Origin of the sequence: Mesorhizobium sp. BAC0120, from assembly GCF_033542235.1 — a bacterium.
Lineage (GTDB): Bacteria > Pseudomonadota > Alphaproteobacteria > Rhizobiales > Rhizobiaceae > JAWRCU01.
In genome coordinates this window covers 615,535-634,356 of the sequence record NZ_JAWRCU010000001.1, presented here as the reverse complement: position 1 = coordinate 634,356, position 18,822 = coordinate 615,535, and the positions used below count along the sequence as shown (strand labels likewise).

Annotated in this window: 18 protein-coding genes and 1 other RNA gene; 12 read left to right on the top strand and 7 right to left on the bottom strand. The window is 62.9% G+C overall.

All coding sequences use genetic code 11. The features are described 5' to 3' along the window. The first annotated feature begins 50 nt into the window (after positions 1–50). The 4 genes from SAZ10_RS02960 to SAZ10_RS02945 all read left to right on the top strand — a co-directional run bounded on the left by SAZ10_RS02960 (position 51) and on the right by SAZ10_RS02945 (position 7,628). Complete coding sequence (locus SAZ10_RS02960; protein ID WP_318607657.1) at positions 51–1,631, top strand: sugar ABC transporter ATP-binding protein; 1,581 nt, start codon at positions 51–53, stop codon at positions 1,629–1,631. Continuing rightward, a complete protein-coding gene (locus tag SAZ10_RS02955) occupies positions 1,628–2,644 on the top strand; it encodes an ABC transporter permease (protein WP_318607656.1) in 1,017 nt (338 codons plus the stop codon). The genes SAZ10_RS02960 and SAZ10_RS02955 overlap by 4 nt, the downstream gene beginning before the upstream one ends. Then, on the top strand, positions 2,641–3,564 hold the full coding sequence (locus SAZ10_RS02950; RefSeq protein WP_318607655.1) for an aminoglycoside phosphotransferase family protein: 924 nt from the start codon (positions 2,641–2,643) through the stop codon (positions 3,562–3,564). Before SAZ10_RS02955 ends, SAZ10_RS02950 begins: the two co-directional genes overlap by 4 nt. Positions 3,565–3,674: 110 nt before the next feature. Beyond that, complete coding sequence (locus SAZ10_RS02945) at positions 3,675–7,628, top strand: AsmA family protein (RefSeq protein WP_318607654.1); 3,954 nt, start codon at positions 3,675–3,677, stop codon at positions 7,626–7,628. 39 nt (positions 7,629–7,667) lie between these two features. On the opposite strand, the gene SAZ10_RS02940 is transcribed toward SAZ10_RS02945, so the two are convergent. The 4 genes from SAZ10_RS02940 to SAZ10_RS02925 form a co-directional block, all read right to left on the bottom strand. Next, the gene (locus SAZ10_RS02940) at positions 7,668–7,880 is read right to left on the bottom strand and encodes a ribbon-helix-helix domain-containing protein (RefSeq protein WP_318607653.1); all 213 of its coding nucleotides are present in this window, start codon (positions 7,878–7,880) and stop codon (positions 7,668–7,670) included. A 103-nt stretch (positions 7,881–7,983) separates the two neighbouring features. Further along, entirely contained in the window at positions 7,984–8,163 is a 180-nt protein-coding gene (locus tag SAZ10_RS02935) for a DUF4169 family protein (protein ID WP_318607652.1), read from the bottom strand. Between the two features lie 8 nt (positions 8,164–8,171). After that, on the bottom strand, positions 8,172–8,729 hold the full coding sequence (locus SAZ10_RS02930) for an SspB family protein (protein WP_318607651.1): 558 nt from the start codon (positions 8,727–8,729) through the stop codon (positions 8,172–8,174). A gap of 90 nt (positions 8,730–8,819) precedes the next feature. After that, the gene (locus tag SAZ10_RS02925) at positions 8,820–9,494 is read right to left on the bottom strand and encodes a TetR/AcrR family transcriptional regulator (protein ID WP_318607650.1); all 675 of its coding nucleotides are present in this window, start codon (positions 9,492–9,494) and stop codon (positions 8,820–8,822) included. Positions 9,495–9,691: 197 nt separating this feature from the next. On the opposite strand from SAZ10_RS02925, the gene SAZ10_RS02920 reads away from it, so the two are divergent. Then, positions 9,692–10,906, top strand: a complete 1,215-nt coding sequence (locus SAZ10_RS02920; protein ID WP_318607649.1) for a multidrug effflux MFS transporter — start codon at positions 9,692–9,694, stop codon at positions 10,904–10,906. Positions 10,907–11,018: 112 nt separating this feature from the next. On the opposite strand, the gene SAZ10_RS02915 is transcribed toward SAZ10_RS02920, so the two are convergent. The 3 genes from SAZ10_RS02915 to SAZ10_RS02905 all read right to left on the bottom strand — a co-directional run bounded on the left by SAZ10_RS02915 (position 11,019) and on the right by SAZ10_RS02905 (position 13,084). Continuing rightward, positions 11,019–11,597, bottom strand: a complete 579-nt coding sequence (locus SAZ10_RS02915) for an AAA family ATPase (protein WP_318607648.1) — start codon at positions 11,595–11,597, stop codon at positions 11,019–11,021. 122 nt (positions 11,598–11,719) lie between these two features. Continuing rightward, positions 11,720–12,089: a transfer-messenger RNA gene (gene ssrA / locus SAZ10_RS02910) on the bottom strand. A gap of 110 nt (positions 12,090–12,199) precedes the next feature. Further along, the gene (locus SAZ10_RS02905) at positions 12,200–13,084 is read right to left on the bottom strand and encodes an NAD(P)-dependent oxidoreductase (RefSeq protein WP_318607647.1); all 885 of its coding nucleotides are present in this window, start codon (positions 13,082–13,084) and stop codon (positions 12,200–12,202) included. Between the two features lie 368 nt (positions 13,085–13,452). On the opposite strand from SAZ10_RS02905, the gene SAZ10_RS02900 reads away from it, so the two are divergent. The 7 genes from SAZ10_RS02900 (at position 13,453) to SAZ10_RS02870 (ending at position 18,794) form a co-directional block, all read left to right on the top strand. Then, positions 13,453–13,764, top strand: coding sequence for a DUF2853 family protein (locus SAZ10_RS02900; RefSeq protein WP_318607646.1), 312 nt, complete (start codon positions 13,453–13,455; stop codon positions 13,762–13,764). 109 nt (positions 13,765–13,873) lie between these two features. Continuing rightward, complete coding sequence (locus SAZ10_RS02895) at positions 13,874–14,668, top strand: thymidylate synthase (RefSeq protein WP_318607645.1); 795 nt, start codon at positions 13,874–13,876, stop codon at positions 14,666–14,668. A gap of 110 nt (positions 14,669–14,778) precedes the next feature. Then, complete coding sequence (locus tag SAZ10_RS02890) at positions 14,779–15,831, top strand: DUF4424 domain-containing protein (RefSeq protein WP_318607644.1); 1,053 nt, start codon at positions 14,779–14,781, stop codon at positions 15,829–15,831. Continuing rightward, positions 15,831–16,361: a dihydrofolate reductase gene (locus SAZ10_RS02885; RefSeq protein WP_318607643.1), complete on the top strand. Its 531-nt coding sequence runs from the start codon at positions 15,831–15,833 to the stop codon at positions 16,359–16,361. The genes SAZ10_RS02890 and SAZ10_RS02885 overlap by 1 nt, the downstream gene beginning before the upstream one ends. 169 nt (positions 16,362–16,530) lie before the next feature. Then, positions 16,531–17,622 (top strand): FtsH protease activity modulator HflK, encoded by a 1,092-nt coding sequence (gene hflK, locus SAZ10_RS02880; protein ID WP_318607642.1) that lies wholly within the window; start codon positions 16,531–16,533, stop codon positions 17,620–17,622. Then, on the top strand, positions 17,619–18,605 hold the full coding sequence (locus tag SAZ10_RS02875; RefSeq protein WP_318607641.1) for a protease modulator HflC: 987 nt from the start codon (positions 17,619–17,621) through the stop codon (positions 18,603–18,605). Before hflK ends, SAZ10_RS02875 begins: the two co-directional genes overlap by 4 nt. A gap of 3 nt (positions 18,606–18,608) precedes the next feature. Beyond that, positions 18,609–18,794, top strand: coding sequence for a DUF2065 domain-containing protein (locus SAZ10_RS02870; protein ID WP_318607640.1), 186 nt, complete (start codon positions 18,609–18,611; stop codon positions 18,792–18,794). Positions 18,795–18,822: the final 28 nt, after the last annotated feature.

The window sequence follows — 18,822 nt, the reverse complement described above, 5'->3', positions numbered from 1 at the left end:
TGCCGGCTCGGCCGCAACGTCCATTGTCATAATCCGTTTCGGAGAAGCGCTTGTCCTCATCAGAAGCCGCCGTGGCGCCTTCGGTCGATGTGCTGCTTGCGGTAGAGGGTATCACCAAGCATTTCCCGGGCGTGACGGCGCTGAGCGACGTCTCGCTCGAGGTGCGGCGCGGCGAGATTCTCGGCCTGCTTGGCGAGAACGGCGCCGGCAAGTCGACGCTGCTCAAGATCCTGTCTGGAGTGATGCCCCCCTCCACCGGCCGGATTCTGTTCGACGGCCAGGAATACAAGCCTTCCGATCCCCTGGAGGCGAAGCGTCACGGCATTGTCACGATCTATCAGGAATTGAGTCTGATCCCGGCCCTCACCGTCGCCGAAAACATATTTGTGGGACGCGCGTCGCTTGGCCGTCTGGGCCTGGTAAACTGGCGCCGCATGGGCGAGGCCTCGCGCAGCATTCTCGCGCGCGTCGGCCTCGCCATCGATCCGCGGACGCCTGTTTCGGCGCTCTCGGTCGCCGAGCAGCAGATGGTGGAGATCGCGCGGGCATTGTCGCTGGAGAGCCGGCTCATCATCATGGACGAGCCGACCTCGGCGCTGACGGAAACCGAGGTGCAGCGCCTGCTGTCGATCATGGGCCGGCTGCGCAAGGACGGCGTCTCGATCATGTTCGTTACGCACAGGCTGGAGGAAGCCTCGGCCATCTGCGATCGCATGACCGTGCTGCGTGACGGTCGGCTCGCCGGCCATCTCGACCGCGACGGCGGGCGGCCTATTTCGCTGCCCAGGATCATCGAGCGGATGGTTGGCCGGGCCGCCTCCGAACTCTATGCGAAGCCGACCGAGCGCCAGAGAGCCGGCGATGTGCGTCTCTCGGTCCGCGGCTTGCGCACGATCCGCGATCCCGAGGCGCCGCATGCCATCGTGCTGGACGGCGTCGACCTTGATCTGAGGGCAGGGGAAGTTCTGGGTGTTGCCGGCCTTGTCGGCTCCGGGCGAACGGAACTCGCACGCGCCATCTTCGGCGCCGACCGCATCGCGGCCGGCACGATGGTTCTGGATGGCAAGCCGATTGCGCCTGCCTCGCCCAGCGAAGCCGTGGCACTTGGCATCGGGCTGGTTCCGGAGGACCGCAAGCAGCAGGCGATTTTCGCCGCGCTCGGCATCCAGCACAATTTCTCCATCGCTTCGCTTGGCGCCTTCTCGAACCGCTTCGGCCTGATGGCGGAACGGCGCGAGCGCGAGGCGCTGGCCGGTTTCAGGAAGATGCTGTCGATTCGCATGGCGTCCCCCGAGCAGGCGATCGAGGGGCTCTCGGGCGGCAACCAGCAGAAGGTCATATTGGCACGATGGCTGGCCCGCGATCCGAAGGTGCTGATCGTCGATGAGCCGACGCGCGGCGTCGATGTCGGCGCCAAGGCCGAGGTGCACCAGATACTGGTGCAACTTGCGGCGCGCGGCATAGCCGTGATGATGATCTCCTCGGAACTGCCCGAAGTGCTTGCCGTGAGCGATCGTATCGTGACCATGCGGCAGGGCCGCATCACCGGCGAGATGGCGGGCGTCGAGGCGACCGAGGAGAAGCTGATGGAACTGATGGCGCTCGATCAGCCACAAGGGGAGGCGGCATGACTGACACGACCGAGCCGGTCGAACGCGGCACTATCAATTTCGCCCGCCTGCTGGTGAATTTCGGCCCATTGCTCTTTCTCGTCGCGCTGATGATCGTCTTTACGGCAATGAAGCCGACCTTCATCGACCCGATCAACCTGTTCAACATTCTCAGGCAGATTTCCATAACCGGGCTGATCGCCTTGGGCATGACGTTCGTCATCCTGACCGCCGGCATCGATCTGTCGGTGGGCTCGCTGCTCGCGCTCTGCGGCATGGTCGCGGCTGTTGTCGCGAAGGGCGGCACGGCCAATACGCTCTCGCTCGAGAATTCCGGCGCGCAAGGATTTGGCTGGTTCGCGGCGCTGCTCGCCGCTGTGGCGGTCGGTGCGGCGGCCGGCGGATTGCAAGGGTTGGCCATCACCCGGCTGAAGGTGCCGCCTTTCGTCGTCACGCTCGGCGGCCTCACCGTCTTTCGGGGCCTGACGCTGACGATCTCCAATGGCGGCCCGATCTCGGGCTTCAATCCCGCGATGCGCTGGTTCGGCACCGGCCTGATCGGCCCCGTGCCCGTGCCCGTCATCATCTTCGCAATCGCTGCGGTGCTCTGCCACATCGTCTTGCGCTACACGCGCTACGGTCGAGCCGTCTATGCCGTCGGCGGCAACGCCGAGGCGGCGCGGCTATCCGGCCTTCGCGTCGACCGCATCCTGGTCTCGGTCTATGTGATCGTCGGCTTTTTTTCCGGCCTCGCCGCCTTTGTGCTGTCAGCCAGGCTCAATTCCTCCGAGGCGGTCGCCGGTATCGGCTACGAACTCACCGTGATCTCGGCGGTGGTCATAGGCGGCACGTCGCTGTTCGGCGGCATCGGCAGCGTCGGCGGGACCGTGGTCGGCGCGGCGCTGATCGGCGTGCTGCAGAACGGGCTGCAATTCAACAATGTCTCGTCCTACACGCAGAGCATCGTCATCGGCCTGATCCTGGTCTTCGCCGTCACCTTCGACCGCTGGCTGAAGTCGCGCGTGAGACGATGAGAGCGGAGCAGGCGGCCAAGGCCACCTCCGACAGGATCGACATCGACGTCTCGTTGGTCGCCAGGCTGATTGTCAGGCAGTTCCCCCAGTGGGCGGACCTCCCCATCAAGCCGGTCGAACCCGCCGGCTGGGACAACAGGACCTTTCACTTGGGCCCGCACATGGTCGTGCGGATGCCGAGCGCGGAGCGTTATGCGGCGCAGGTCGAGAAGGAGCATCGCTGGTTGCCGAGGCTCGCGCCTCGTCTGCCTCTCCCTATTCCTGTGCCCCTGGCGATGGGAGCGCCCGGCGAAGGCTATGCCTGGCCCTGGTCTGTCTATGGCTGGATCGAGGGCGAGACCGCCACTATCGGGCGGATCGCCAACCTAGGCGAATTTGCGGTCGAATTGGCGGGATTCCTGACAGCATTGCAGAGGATCGATGCCGGCGGCGGACCGCCGCCCGGCCCACACAGCTTCTTCCGCGGCGGATCGCTTTCGGTCTATGATGCCGAGACCCGGCGAGCGATCCCGGAGCTCGACGGCAGGATCGACGCCGAGGCTGCAACCGCAGTTTGGGAGGCCGCTCTCGCGGCCACGTGGCGCGGCTCGCCCGTCTGGGTGCATGGAGACGTTGCCTGGGGCAATTTGCTCGTCAATCATGGCTGGCTAACCGCCGTCATAGACTTCGGCTGCTCCGCCGTGGGCGATCCCGCTTGTGACCTGGCGATCGCCTGGACCCTGTTTGACAGGAAAAGCCGGGACGCATTCCGCAAGGCCCTGCCGCTGAATGATGCGACCTGGGCCCGTGGACGGGGCTGGACACTCTGGAAGGCGCTGATCACGCTTGCCGGGCAGGTGAACGTCAACCCGCTGGAAGCGAAAACGCCCCGCCAGGTGATCGAAGACGTGATCGCCGATCATGAGCACAGGGGTAAATGATCCGTGTGTTTGCGGCCGCAGCCCTTGCCCAACGTGCCACTTTATCGACAGACTGATGCAGCTAGAGTGCGGCTGGTTTTCTCCGACAACGGAGCTACAAGGGGAGCGTCTTGCTCGCGCGGCTGTTTGTGATCTTTGGCGGCCTTCTGGTGCTGGCGCTGACCCTGGCGCTGGTAGGGCCTTATTTCGTCGATTGGACCAGCTACCGGGCCGATTTCGAGCGCGAGGCGAGCGCGATCCTGGGTCGCAACGTCACTGTCCAGGGTCACGCTACGGCAAGGCTGCTGCCCTTTCCGTCCGTCACCTTTACCGACGTGGCGGTCGGCGGCGGGCAAAACGGCGAGCCGGCAATGACAGTCGAGGAATTCTCGATGGATTCCGAGCTTGCGCCCTTCATGCGTGGCGAATTCCTGATCTTCGACATGCGGCTCGTCCGCCCGAAAATGACGGTGGCGGTCGATGGCGACGGCAAGATCGACTGGGCTGTCAGGCCCTCGAGTCCGTTGAATCCATCGCAGATCTCCATCGAGAAGCTGACGATTACCGAAGGACAGGTGAAGATCAGGCACGCGGCAAGCGGCCGCGACCACATGCTCACGGAGATCAATACCGAGGTTTCGGCGAAGGCTCTCGACGGACCGTGGCGTGTCGATGGATCGCTGAGGCTCGACGGGATTCGCACGGGGATCGGACTGTCGACCGGCAAGGTCGACGAAAAGGGCTCGATGCGATTGAGGGTGAGGGCCGAGCCGATGGTCTACCCGATCGCCGTCGAAACCGATGGCGACGTGCATCTCGATCACGGCGCGGCGCAATATGCCGGCACGTTCCGCATCGAGGCGCGCGAGGCCAAGGCCAAAGGCACGGCTGAGAACAAAGCGGCAGGGGGTGCAGCGCCCGCCGAGCCGGCGAAGGCCGAGCCGCCCGCCTGGCGCGTGCGCGGCAAGCTCGATCTCGACCACCAGCGGCTCGCCTTCGACGAGTTCCGCTTTGAAACGGGGCCGCTGAACGATCCCTATACAGCCGATGGCTCGGCATTCCTCGCCTTCACTGCCGAATCCCGCTTCGAGGTGAAGGCGACCGGTGCGCAAGTCCAGTTCGATGATGCGGTCATGCCGGACAAGAAGCCTGCCGGCCTCACGCTCAAGGACCGGGTCGCGGCTCTGCGGACGGCACTGATGGAGCTGCCGCGACCGACAATCCCTGGATTGATAGATGTCGACCTGCCCGCGGTAGTCGCGGGCGACACCACCATCCGCGACGTGAAGCTGCAGGCCGAGCCTGCGCCCGATGGCTGGAACCTGAAAGCGCTTTCGGCGGCGCTGCCCGGCCGCACGGCTCTTGAAGTCTCGGGACTGCTCAGATCCGACGAGGACCATTTCGGCTTCAACGGCTCCATGCTGCTTGCCGTCGGCCAGCCCTCGGGCTTCGCAGCATGGCTATCCAAGGATGTCGACGAGGCGATCAGGCGGCTGCCGGCCGCCGGCTTCAACGCCAAGGTCGACCTCACCGAGCAGCGGCAGCTCTTCAGCAATCTGGAGCTGATCCTCGGCAAGGCGAAGTTCCACGGCGACATCGAAAACAGCAGTCCCGCAGATGCCAACCCGTCGATGCGCGTAGCGCTGACGGGCGACGCACTCGATGTCGAAGGGCTGGCAGCCTTCTCGTCGCTGTTCGTCAGCAACACCGGCGGCGAGCGCTTCGCTGACCGCGACCTCGACATCAATCTCAAGGCGGGACCGGTGAGCGCCAATGGTCTGACGGCGGACAGCATCGACACGGCGCTGCGGGTCCACGAGGGCGACCTCGAGATCGACAGGCTGTCGATAGGTGGGCTCGCCGGCGCGACGGTTAGCGCCACCGGCAAGGTGACGAGCTTTGCCGATCGCCCGCAGGGCAACATCGACGTCTCGGTCATCTCGGTGGATCTTGCGCCGATGATCGAGCAGCTGGCTGGCCAATTTCCGCGTAACCCGCTGCTTACGGAACTGGACAAGCGGGCGAAATCCTATGCCCGCCTTTTCAAGGACACCGAGATCGATCTCGTCGGGACGGCGGCACGCAATGACGACGGCAGCAACGGCGTTGCGATCAGCGCGAACGGCAAGGCTGGAGGCACCGCCTTCACGTTGACAGCTTCCGGCAGCGGCGCGCTGGACGCCATCGACAACGCGCCGATGAAGCTCTCCTTCTCGGCCGAGAACGACGAATCCGGCCCGCTAATGGCACTCTACGGCCTGCCCGCCTTGCCGCTCCAGCTCGCCGGCAGCGCGCAGTCCACGCTCACTGCCGAAGGCACGCTCGCCTCAGGCCTGAAGACCAAGCTCGACTTCACCGGCGAGGACATGCAGACCACCTTCGACGGCACGCTGAAGATGGTGGACGGGCTCGGCTCCGCCAAAGGTGCCGTAAGCATCGAGGCCGCAGACCTGGAGCCGTGGCTCATGATGACTGGGCTGAGTTTCCCCGGCATGGGCTACGGCACGCCGGTATCGCTCAAGGCCGACATCGACTACGACAAACGCCTGCTCGTCATGTCGAAGATCGAGGGCGTGGTGGCAGATGGCCCGGTGTCCGGCGATATCAATGCCGAGATGAAGGAGGGTGTGCCTCACCTTTCCGGGGATCTGGCCGTTGCCGCACTGGACCTGCAGCCGGTCGCGGCGATGGTGGTCGGTGAGGCGGCACTGCATCCTGCGGCAAACGGCTGGCCATCGACGCCGTTCCAGCCGAAGGCTGCCTTGCCGTTCACGGCGGACCTCGATCTGAGCTTCAGCTCGGTATCGGCAGGCCTGTTCGGTCAGATCGAGGATGCCCATGTGCAGGCTGCCGTCCTGCCGGACGGCATCCGGTTCTCCGATCTGACCGGTAAGCTGGACGGGGGCGCGCTCACGGGCCTGCTCGAGGCGAAAAACAACGATGGCAGTGCGCTCGTATCCACGCAGTTCAAGCTCGCCGGTGCGGATCTCGGTCAGTTGTTCGAGGGAAGCGGCTTAAGCGGGCAGGGTGACCTCACCGCATCGCTGACGGCTACCGGCAAGTCGGTCGAGGCGCTGTTTGCGTCACTATCCGGCTCGGGCACCGCGACGCTCGAGAAGCTCGAGATCCCGCACATCAACGCCGATGCCTTCCCTGCTTTGCTTGCCGGCGCCGATAAAATTGGCCGCGACATCGACGCGAAGCGCACCGCCGCCTTTGCGCCACCTATCGTGTCCTCCGGCACGCTCGCTGCGCCGACGGTCGAGGTTGCCTTCAGCTTGGCCGCAGGCGTGCTCAGGGCGCCGCCGGTCACGCTCGATACCGGCAAGGCAAAGATCTCGTCCGACCTCAAGGTGGATTTCACCACACGTCAAATTGCCGCAACAGGGTCGGTGACCTTTTCGGCCGGAGACGAGGCGCTGGTCGGCTCCGACCCGTCTGTCGGCTTCACGGTCGAAGGGCCTCTCGCTGCGCTTTCCGGCAGGTACGACACCGAAGCGCTGGCGCAGTTCCTTACACAGCGTGCTCTGGAACGCGAGCAGGCGCGGGTCGAGGCGCTGCAGGCCTCACTGATCGAAAAGCAGCGGCTACGGCGCGAGGTCCGCTACTACGCTTCGCTGCAATTCGAGCGCGACCGGGCTGCCGAAGCCCAGAGGAGAGCAGAGGAAGAGGCGCGCCGCGCAGCTGAGGAGAGGCGCAAGGCCGAGGAGGCAGCGAGAGCCGCAGCCGCTCAGGCTGCGGAAGAAGCGGCCAAGGCCGCTGTTGAGGAAGAAGCCAAGCGCAGGGCAGACGAGGCAGCGAGGGCCGAGGATGCCGCGAAGGCTGCTGCCGATGAGGCGCGTCGCCAGCAGGAGGCTGAGGCTCGGCGCCGGGTGGAGGAAGAAAAGCGCAAGGCCGAGGAGCAGCAGAAGATCAAGGCGGGCTCTGAAACCGACGTCGCCAATGACGCGGCCAAGCAGAAATCAGACGGCAAATCGGACATAGAACGTGCGCCGCTCCCGCCACTGCAAGCCCCTTCGCAGCCGGCTCTGAAGCCTTTCAACCCCGACGCGATCAGCGATATCCTGAAGTCGCTCGACAATTGAGCGGTAGAGCGTCGCGTCCGGATAGGATCGCCTGCCGCTCTAACTGCGAGCGTCCTCCAGCACGTATACCCTGAGCGCCGACGAAAGGTTGGCACCCTTAGGCCGGTTGCTATCGATCTCGGCTACGAGCGCGGCGAGTGAAAGGGCGCGCCTGGCTGCAATCGCCGTCAGCGCCTCGAAAAAAGGCTGCTCGAGCGAAAAGCTGGTACGGTGGCCCTTGATCGTGACCGACCGCTTAACGACGTAGCTCACTTGTCGACTAAGCAGGCATTCGTGGACAGCCCACGAATGCCTGCTTAGGTTCCTTGTCGCAGGTTCTCATCGCAAAATCGTGGGACACTTTTGCGGAACCTGCTTAGGACCGATCGCGGCGATGGCCGTCGAGGAAGCTGCGTGCAGAATCCTTCTCAAGCCGATCGCGCTGCTTTTCCGCCTTTGTGCGGCCTGAGACGGCACGGTTCTGCTCGGCGCGCTTTTCAGCGTCTGCCCGCGCCTTTTGTCTGCGGAACTGGCGGAGATTGACAGTCTCGGCCATCAGGCGAGCTATTTCTTGCGGAAGGCGTCGAGCGAGACGACGTCGGCGCCCTTCTGGCCGGTTTCCGATGTCGTTTCGGCAGGCTTCTCTGCAGGCTCGGACTTCGCCTTCGATTCGGATTTGCGCGTGCTTGCTGCCGGGGCCTTTGTCGACGACGGCTCGGGCTTGGGCTCCGGCGCCGCCTCTGCAGGCAGGTTGGCAGTGCTTTCCGGCTTCACGTCGAACTCGAGCTCGAAATTGACCGACGGGTCGTAGAAACCGCGCACGGCCGCGAACGGCACCTCGAGCTTCTCCGGAACATCGGAGAAGGAGAGCCCGACCTCGAAGCCGGTCTCGGTCACCTTCAGATCCCAGTACTGGAATTGCAGCACGATCGTCATCTGCTCGGGATAGCGCTCGCGCAGCCTGTTCGAGACGCGCACGCCCGGTGCGTTCGTCAGGAAAGTGATGAAGAAATGATGGTTGCCCGGCAGGCCGGTGCGCGCGACCTCAGCCAGAACCTTGCGCATCACGCCACGCAATGCGTCCTGGGCCAGAATATCGTAGCGAATGTGGTCGTCAGCCATGCACCGTTGCCGAGGCGGTTGAATCGTCGCCCTAGATTTAATCAAGCGACGCGCCGCCGTAAACCTTGATGTGGTGCGCGGCAAGCGGCATCAAGCTTTGAGAGCCGATTTGTCGCGCGCGGCAGCAGTTCCGGATGGGCGGCACGCATAAGCGCGCAGAAACATGGAGACGGCATTTGCCGACGAGCGCTCGATTTCTTCATCACTCGGCATCTCGCCAAGCAGTGTCGCGACCTTGAAATCGGCGTTTATCAAGGCGAGGAACTGGCGCGCCACAAGGTCCGGGTCCTCGATCTCCAGGTAGCCGGCATGCGCCAGCCGGGCGAAACGGGCAGCCAGCGCGGCCCAGGTCTTGCCCGGCCCCTGTTCGCGCCATTCCGCGAAAAGCTCAGGGTAGCGCTCGCCTTCGGTGTCCACCAGCCGCCGCAGGAACTTGCCATCGCGGTCGTAGATGCAGTTCTTATTGAAGCGCACTGCGAAGGCGGCGAGGTCCGCTCCGAGGTCTCGCGGCTGGTCGGGAAACGTGGCCAGTGTCTCGAACACGCGATGATTGACGCGCTCCGTCACCTCGTGGACCACGGCACGGAACAGGCTGTCCTTGTCGCCATGGTGGTTGTAGACCGTCTGTCGCGACACGCCTGCCTCGCAGGCGATCATGTCGATATTAGTGCCCCCGTATCCCTCGCGGCAGAACACGCAGGCGGCGGTGTCGAGGATCGACTGCCGTTTGGCAAGATGGCTCCCCGGCGCAGGCATGACAGTCATGGATTTGCGGTTCTCATCAGCGGCACGCTTGTCAGCAATCATCATAATTGATGATACATCTGGTTGACCATTTTGGACAAGCGTGTCTAGAAATATGGTCATAGGGGGCAGGCGGAACTATCGTCGCACCCAGGCACAAGACATCCACCGAATCAGGCGCCGCTGCTGCCGCAACGGCTATCGAAAGACAATTGCCAATGACGCGCAAATTCCTCCGCAATGCGGTGGTGCTCGGCCTGTTGTCGGCCATCGGCCCCTTTGCAATCGACATGTACCTTCCTGCGCTGCCTTCCATCGGTGAGGATCTGCAAGCCGGCACGGCGGCCGTTCAGATGAGCCTCCTGATTTTCTTCCTGTCGATGGGCTTCGGGCAGATCATCGTCGGCCCGATCTCCGACATGATCGGGCGCAAGGTGCCGCTCTATGGTGGACTGCTGCTGTTCATCATCGGCGGCATCGGTTCTGCGCTCGCGCCTTCGGTCGAGTGGCTGATCACCTTTCGCTTTATCCAGGGGCTCGGCGCCTGCGCCGGCATGGCCGTGCCGCGTGCGATCGTACGCGACCTGCACACCGGCACCGATGCGGCGCGGCTGATGTCGCTGCTGATGCTTGTGTTCAGCATCTCGCCTATTCTCGCGCCGCTGACCGGAAGTGTGATCATCGAGACGGTCGGCTGGCGGGCCGTGTTCTGGGCCGTCACGGGTGCGGCAGTGATCGGAGTGATCCTCATCGCGACCTCGCTCGAGGAGACCAGGCCTGCGACGGAACGCGCTGGCAGCTCGCTAGGCAAAGCGCTGGCCGGCTATCGTTTCCTGATGGGCGACGGCAACTTCCTGGGACTGACCTTGATCGCGGGCTTCGGAATTTCGAGCTTCTTCGTCTACCTGTCGACCTCGTCCTTTATCCTGATCGACTATTATGGGCTGTCTCCGACGGTCTATAGCGTCTTCTTCTCGATCAACGCGATCGCCTTCTTCTCGATGTCGCAATTGACCGGCGCGCTGACAGAGCGTTTCGGGTTGAAGCGCGTCGTTCGGGCCGCGGTCACCGCCTATGCGACGACCATGGTGGTGCTGTTGGCAGTGATGGCTTCGGGCATCGAAAGCCTAGCGGTCATGGCGTCACTGCTTTTCATCGGCTACGGCTTCCTCGGCCTGGTGATCCCGACGACGTCGGTGCTCGCGATGGAGGATCACGGCGAGATCGCAGGCACCGCGTCTGCGCTCATGGGCACGCTGCACTTCGCTACCGGCGTGGTCGCGATGGCGGTCGCCAGCCTTTTCTTCAACGGCAAGCCTTTGCCGATGGTGGCAGGCATCGCCGGTTGTGCCGTGATCGCCTTCCTATTTGCGCAAGTGACGCTCGGGCGGCGCCGTGTGGCGGAGATCGAGGCCGAGGTGCCGGCTGAGTAAAAGGAGACGTCCGTGCTGGCATAAGGGCGCGCGTGATCGTCAGGCGATAGGTCCTCCCGTTCCATCGCCGACCGCAAGGGAGGCAGTGCGACGCGCACTGCCTCCCACAGTCTCAAAGTGGCTTCCTGCCGCAAAATGGAGCTGCGAGACCGGTCTCGGCCAGGATGAAGCGCAACCGCTCCTCGACGGAGGTCTCGGGCAGCGCCACGATCTCGTAGCCGAACTCGGCATAGGTCCTCACCGCGGCATCGTGGGTCCGCACGGCTTCGCCAAGCGACTGTTTCCGCTCGCTGTCGTTCGCGAAGATCTCGGGCCAGGGTGGCGCTGCGAAGACTTTTGCGTTGTACCGGAATTTTTCGGCTGCGGTCCGGAAGTGAGCGGGTACGGGCATGCCCATCATGCCATGGTAGCCGACAAGCTCCGTGATCCCCCGGTCGAAGAAAACCGGACCTGTTTCATCAACCGCGTGTCGATATGATTGCATGTCGAAGGATAGCATCAGCTCGGCGAACAGCGCGGGATTGTTCTGGTGCGTTGCCTGACCTCCGATCTGCAGCTGATCTCGGATGATGGCGCGGCCGGCTTCGGGCATTGCCGTGAAACCGGCGCTTCGCAGCGCCTCGATGAGTGTCGTCTTGCCGGCACCCGGCCCACCGGTCAGCACGAAGAATCGATCCGAGTTGTTCGGCATGGACAGCTTGCTCCTTGAATTGAGGCCGCCGACGAGCGAATGCGCCGTCAAGACGCGCCGAAACGCGCGACGATTGACGCCGGTGCCGAGTGGAACGCTTGGGAGATGAAAAGGGGGAGAGAAGTGGAGGCTTCTGTTGCCAGGCGCCTCCGAGCCCCGCTTAGACCTGCGACGGCCTAAGGCTTGATTTGAAGCGATCGCGCTGCATTAAGCAGCGAGACGAGCTTCCGCATAGTTGTCGTTGGCAACTATAAGGTTAGCCCGATAACGGTGGTACAATGCCGGGCAAAAGTCCGATCTTTACACCCTCGTCGATCCTAGTTCGCCCCCATCAGCAGCCGCCAGCGCCTGTCTCGCAGGTTCGGCGGTTGTTGGTGGAGGCGCCGGGTACCGCCCCCGGGTCCGAATGGCTTATTACATCGGCCGTTTATCGCCATAGTCAGGCAAGCTGACACGCGGAATATAGGGGCGGTCGCGACAAAATGAAAGGCTCGCATTGCCAATCCACGGTTCCCTTTGGTCAGGGGTGCAGGATTTGGCAGGCTCAGCTTTCACGCGAACTCGACGCCGGTTGCCCAGAATTCAAGCCCGGCCTCGCAAGGTCAGACTTTGACCTCGCCGGAGTCCCTGGCCGCAAGCTGACCGATCGCGGACCAGTCGAGCTTGTCGCCGCCGTGAGCGAGCAGCGTCAGGAAGCGCTGGTGCAGCAGATTTGCGAGCGGCATGGGCACGCGCAGCCCTTCCGCGGCCGCGATGGCGAGCCGGATATCCTTGTAGCCAAGTGGGGCTGCGAAGGCGGCCGGCTCGAATTTTGCCTCGACGATCAGCTCTCCATAGGCCTTGTAGACAGGAACGTCGAATAGCGTCGAAGTCAGGAAATCGAGGTACTGCCGGCGATCGACCCCGGCCTTGCCAACCAAAGCGATAGCCTCTCCGAGCGATTCGATGAGCGAGGCGAGCAGGAAGTTGCCGCTGAGCTTCACGAGATTGGCAATCTTGGGAATTTCGGAAGCAATAAAGGTGCTCTTGCCAATTGCGGAGAGAAGCGGCCTCGCGGCTTCGATAGCATCGGGCGGACCTGCAGCGACCACGAAGATCTGAGCGGCTGCCGCGGCATCGGGACGGCCGAACACCGGCGCCGCAACAAATCGCTGTCCTGCCTCCGCGTGGGCCTCAGCGAGCCTTTCGGACAGAGCTACGCTGACGGTGCTCGAGGAGATATGGATGCCGCCGGCGCCCAAGCTGTCAATTATACCACCGGTGTCGAACACCACGCTCTCGACTGCACTGTCGTCGGCCAGCATGGTCATGACGACGTCGCCGCGACAGGCGTCCGACACGCTGGCGCTGGGATGGGCGCCCTGCGCGACGAGCGGGTCCATCTTGGTGCGCGTCCGATTGTAGACTGTCAGTTCATGACCGGCCTTGAGCAGGCTTGCGGCCATGCCGGAACCCATATGTCCTAGTCCGATGAATCCGACCTTCATTTTCTTGCCTCTTTTGCGAATCGGAACTTTTGACGTCCTCACCGACCATCTAGGAGCTGGGCGCAATGTCTGTAGACCGAGCTATCGATTGCGATCGACCGTGAGCTTGGCTGAAAGCGCGTCTGGCCCCGCGGCGACCGTCATCGACAAGACAGTGGCCGGGCTGCAGAAAGGCTTCGTGTGCATTGATGCGACTGGCCCGCTCGGGCCTTCCGACGGCCTGACACACTCGATTTTGACGCCAACCCTGCATTCCCTTGGGGAATGCGGGTTGACTTTGCGCGACCGCAACCGGAAGTTTTCTGTGGGCGGGGTACAGGTCCGGCGTTGAACAAGGCGTCCGTGCCGGCGGACCGATCGAGGAACCCATGGCCGACTATCTTACGGATGTGAAGAAATACGATGCCGCGGCAGATGCCGATGCGGTCGAAAAGATCGTGAAGCATCTCGGAATCGCGCTGCGCAACCGCGATTCCTCGCTGGTCTCCTGCGGCGACCCGAAGGAGCTCGAGCGCGTCAAGGCAAACTGGATCGCCAAGAAGCTCGGCGTCACCGACGACAAGGTGGCCGATTCAGTGCTGGAGAAGGTCTGCCGGGCGATGGCAGCCGATCACTCGAAGCACCGCGTGACCTTCTACTATCTGGTCGCAAGGGAACTCGGTAAACTTGCCAGCCTGTGAAGGCACCGACCGTCGCGCGATATTCAGCTTGGGAGAAACCTGTGGCGGCAGTTTCACTGCCGCCGCCCACCGACTATCTATTGAAGGTTAGCCCGAATCGGCTGGAGCCATGCGACAGTATCTCGATCTCTTGAGGCACGTCCTCGAAAACGGCGGTGATCGCAGCGATCGTACCGGCACCGGGACGCGCTCCGTTTTCGGCTACCAGATGCGCTTCGACCTTCAGCGCGGCTTCCCGGTGACGACAACCAAGAGGCTGCATCTGAAGTCGATCATTCACGAGCTGCTCTGGTTCCTGAAAGGCGACACCAATATCAAGTATCTCAACGATAACGGCGTCTCGATCTGGGACGAATGGGCCGACGAGAACGGCGACCTCGGACCGGTCTATGGCAAGCAGTGGCGGTCATGGCCGGGCGAGGATGGTCGGACGATCGATCAGATCAGCAGCCTTCTTGCCCAGATAAAGAAAAATCCTCATTCGCGACGGCTGATCGTGACGGCCTGGAACCCGGCCGAGGTCGACCAGATGGCGCTGCCGCCCTGCCATTGCCTGTTTCAGTTCTATGTCGCCGACGGCAAGCTTTCCTGTCAGCTCTACCAACGCTCTGCCGACATTTTTCTCGGCGTGCCGTTCAATATCGCTTCCTATGCGCTGTTCACGATGATGGTGGCGCAGGTGAGCGGGCTGAAGCCGGGCGAGTTCATCCATGCGCTCGGCGACGCGCATCTTTACTCCAACCACTTCGAGCAGGCGCGGGAGCAGCTTCTCAGGGCGCCAAAGCCGCTTCCGAAAATGTGGATCGATCCCGCGGTCACGGACCTCTTCGATTTCCGCTACGAGCACTTCCGGTTGGACAATTACGTGGCCGATGGCTCGATCAAGGCCCCGATCGCGGTGTGAGCGCCTGATAGAAACCCTGTAGTCCTGAAAATCCACCCATCGAACGGCTTTGCACCAGGGGTTTGGGCAGGCTAGATCTAGCATCGGCCAGTGGGTGGAGGGCGAAGAAAATGCTTGGAGGGGTAGTAGCGGCATGTGGGGTGCTCGCGTCGAGCACGGCCCTCGCCAACGATTCGATTGCCGAGCTGGGCACTGGGGGCATCATCCTGTCTCAGACCGGCGCGGTGTCGATGCTCTCCGAAAACCTGTCGATCTCGCCAGAAAAGGTTGTCGTCGACTACGTGTTCAAGAACGAGACGGACAAGGACGTCGACGCAGTCGTCGCGTTTCCGATGCCCGATATCGAGGGAACGATCTATGACCGTCCCCATATTCCTGATGACCAATCCGACAATTTCCTCGGCTTCGAGGTCAGTGTCGACGGCAAGGATGTAAAGCCGGAGCTCGAGCAGAAGGCCATCGCGATGGGCCTCGATGTCACGCAGCTGCTGAGCGACAACCACGTTCCCGTAAATCCGTTCGTGGAGCCGGTATTCAAAGCGCTCGAAGGTCTGTCGGAGGATACCGCTCAGGACTGGATCGACCGCGGCGTGATCTTCATTGACGAATATGACGACGGCGCCGGATGGAAGAAGGTGCGAACGCCGCTATGGACGCTGAAATCGACATATTGGTGGAAGTCGTCGTTTCCGGCAAACAAGGAGATAGAAGTTTCGCATCGCTACAAGCCGAGTGTTGGCGGTACCTCGGGGTTGAATTTCTTCCTGGACGGCAAGATCGACTACACATCCAACGACTATAAGAGCACATACTGTATCGACGATGCATTCGAGAAGGCTGTGTTGAAGGCCGCCAAGGAAAGCAAGGAAGGCTATCCGCTCCTTATGGAGCAGCGGCTCGACTACGTGCTCACCACCGGCGGCAACTGGGCTCTCGGCACGATCCACGACTTCAAGCTCACGATCGACAAGGGCGACGCGAAAAACCTCCTCAGCTTCTGCGGCGAGAACGTGAAGAAGACCGGGCCGACGACCTTCGAGATGACCGCCAAGGATTATTACCCGGAGAAGGATCTCAAGATCCTGATCCTGCGCCCCGCCGACTGGGAGGATGGTGAATCCGGTGTCGAACCTGCGCCGGCCGGTCAAGGCGGCAAAGGCTGATGGACGTCGCCATCGTCGTTGCGATCGCTGAGAATGGCGTCATCGGTCGCGAGAACGGGCTGCCGTGGCGGCTGTCAACGGACATGAGGCGCTTTAAGGCGTTGACGATGGGCAAGCCCATCATCATGGGTCGAAAGACCTGGGAGAGCTTTCCGCGGCGGCCGCTGCCCGGGCGGCTCAACATCGTGATCAGCCGAGATCCCGCCTATCGTGCGGAAGGAGCAGAGACGGTCACCTCGCTTGCGGATGCGTTGAGGCTTGCCCGGGCGAAAGCCCGCTGCATGAGCGGAGCGGACGAGATATGCGTCATCGGCGGGGGCCAGATCTACCGGCAGGCGATCGACATCACCGACCGGCTCTATGTCACGCATGTGCTGGCAAGCCCGGAGGGCGATACGCGCTTCCCGCCGATCGATCCTGCAATCTGGGAACAGGTGAGCGCCGAAGACCATCCGGCGGGCGAAAAGGACAGCCACGCGACGCGATTTGCGATCTATTCGAGGAGAGAGCAATCTCAGCCTGCGACCTGAAAGCATTTGCATTCGCCGGCCATCGATAGGAAAAGCTCACTCTGCACAATGAATCCGGGCCGCGGCAAGAAGGCCGCGTTGAAAGCGTATCTGCGCATACCTATAAAGGCTGAAATCCGACGATGGTCGTCGCTCAGGCAGCCGCTTTCGTCGCAAAGAGAGGAAATATATGCCCTGGAACAATCAGAGCGGCGGCGGCGGTCCCTGGGGCGGCGGCAATAATGGCGGCCCGTGGGGCCAAGGACCTCGCGGTCCGAGCGGACCACAGGGCTCGCCTCCCGATCTCGAAGACATCATCCGCCGCGGTCAGGACCGGCTGAGGCGCGTGCTGCCTGGCGGGGGCCGCAACAGCTCGACCATTATCGGCCTTGCCGCGCTGGCGCTTGTCGCTCTTTGGGCATTCGAATCTATCTATACCGTGCAGCCGGACGAGGTTGGGGTGGAACTGACCTTCGGCAAACCGGGTGACCAGCTTTCCGAGCCCGGATTGCACTTCATGTGGTGGCCGGTCCAGACGGTCGAGATCGCCAACACGGCCGAAAAGCTCATCAATATCGGCGGCGGCTCGCGCGACCCCGGCAAATCGGGGCTGATGCTCTCGGGCGACCAGAACATCGTCAACGTGCAGTTTTCCGTGGCTTACCAGGTGAGCGACCCGAGGGCCTATCTGTTCGACGTTTCCGACCCGGACGATATGGTGCGGCAGGTCGCCGAAAGCGCGATGCGCGAGGTCGTCGGCCGCAGCCCGGCGCAGGACATCTTCCGCGACAACCGGCAAGGCATCGCCGATGCCGTGAAAGGCATCATCCAGAACACGCTCGACAACTATCAGGCCGGCCTGGCCGTCAATGCGCTGTCCATCGAGGATGCGGCGCCGCCGCGTGAGGTGGCCGATGCGTTCGACGAGGTGCAGCGCGCCGAGCAGGACGAGGATCGTTTCGTGGAGGAGGCGAACCAGTACTCCAACCAGAAGCTCGGGCAGGCGCGAGGCCAGGCAGCGCAGATCCGGGAGGACGCCGCCGCCTACAAGAACCGCGTGGTGCAGGAGGCGGAAGGCGAGGCGCAGCGCTTCATCTCCGTCTACAACGAATACGCGAAAGCGCCTGAGGTAACCCGCAAGCGGCTCTTCCTCGAGACGCTGGAAAAGGTGTTCCAGAACACGAACAAGGTGATCGTCGAAGACGGGCAAAGCGTCACGCCTTATCTGCCGTTGCCTGAACTCGAGAAACGCAGGCCGCCGGCCGAGGGGGGCAACCCGTGAGCAATCGTCTTCCGATCATCGGCGTCATCGTCGCCGTCGCCCTGTTTCTCCTCTATTCGTCGATTTTCGTCGTCAACCAGCGGGAGCAGGCGATCGTGCTGCGCTTCGGTGAGATTGTCGACGTGAAGTCCGAGCCGGGCATCTACTTCAAGCTGCCATTCTCTTTCTTCGACGCCGACACGGTGCAAATCGTCGAAAACCGGCTGCTGCGCTTCGACCTCGACGATATCCGCGTGCAGGTTTCAGGCGGCAAGTTCTATGAGGTCGATGCATTCCTCGCCTACAGGATCAATGATGCGCGTAAGTTCCGCGCGACGGTTTCGGGGCAGATATCACTCGCCGAGCAGCGGCTCAGAACTCGACTGGACGCTGCCTTGCGCCGCGTTTACGGCCTGCGTGGATTCGAATCGGCACTGTCGGAAGACCGCGCCGAGATGATGCGCGAAGTCCGCGACGACTTGCGCCCGGCAGCGGCCTCGCTCGGTATAGAGATCGCCGACGTGCGTATCCGGCGCACAGATCTCACCGCAGAGGTGTCGCAGCAGACTTATGACCGCATGAAGGCTGAGCGCCTCGCCGAGGCCGAGAGGCTGCGCGCGCGGGGTCGCGAAGCGGCGCAGGGCATTCGTGCCAAGGCCGACCGCGAGGTGGTCGAGACGATCGCGGCAGCGCAGAAGGAATCTGAGATCCTGCGTGGCCAGGGCGAAGCGCAACGCAACGCAACGTTTGCCGCCGCGTTCCAGAAGGATCCGGGATTCTTCGAGTTCTACCGCTCCATGAACGCTTACGTGACGGGGCTCGAAGGGCAGGGCACGACGATGGTGCTTTCGCCGACCTCTGAATTCTTCAAGTTCTTCCGCGACGCCAACGGCAGCAAGCCGGGAGCAGGGCCGGCGCCTGCTCCTGCGCCAGCAGCGCCTCCGGCAGCCGACGGCAGCGCGACCGGTTCGACGAGCCCGCGTACGGATACGGCGAACCAGTAGACCGTGGGCGATTTTCTGGCGGCGATCGGCCTCGTCCTGGTGATCGAGGGCCTTGTCTACGGCGGTTTTCCGCAACTGGCCAAGCGGCTCGGTACGGAAGTGCAGGCCATGCCGGAAAACCTGTTACGAATTGGCGGATTGGCGTCGATCGCACTCGGCGTCTTCGTCGTGTGGCTTGTGCGCGGGTAACAGAGGATTTATCGAAACCAGGTGGGCA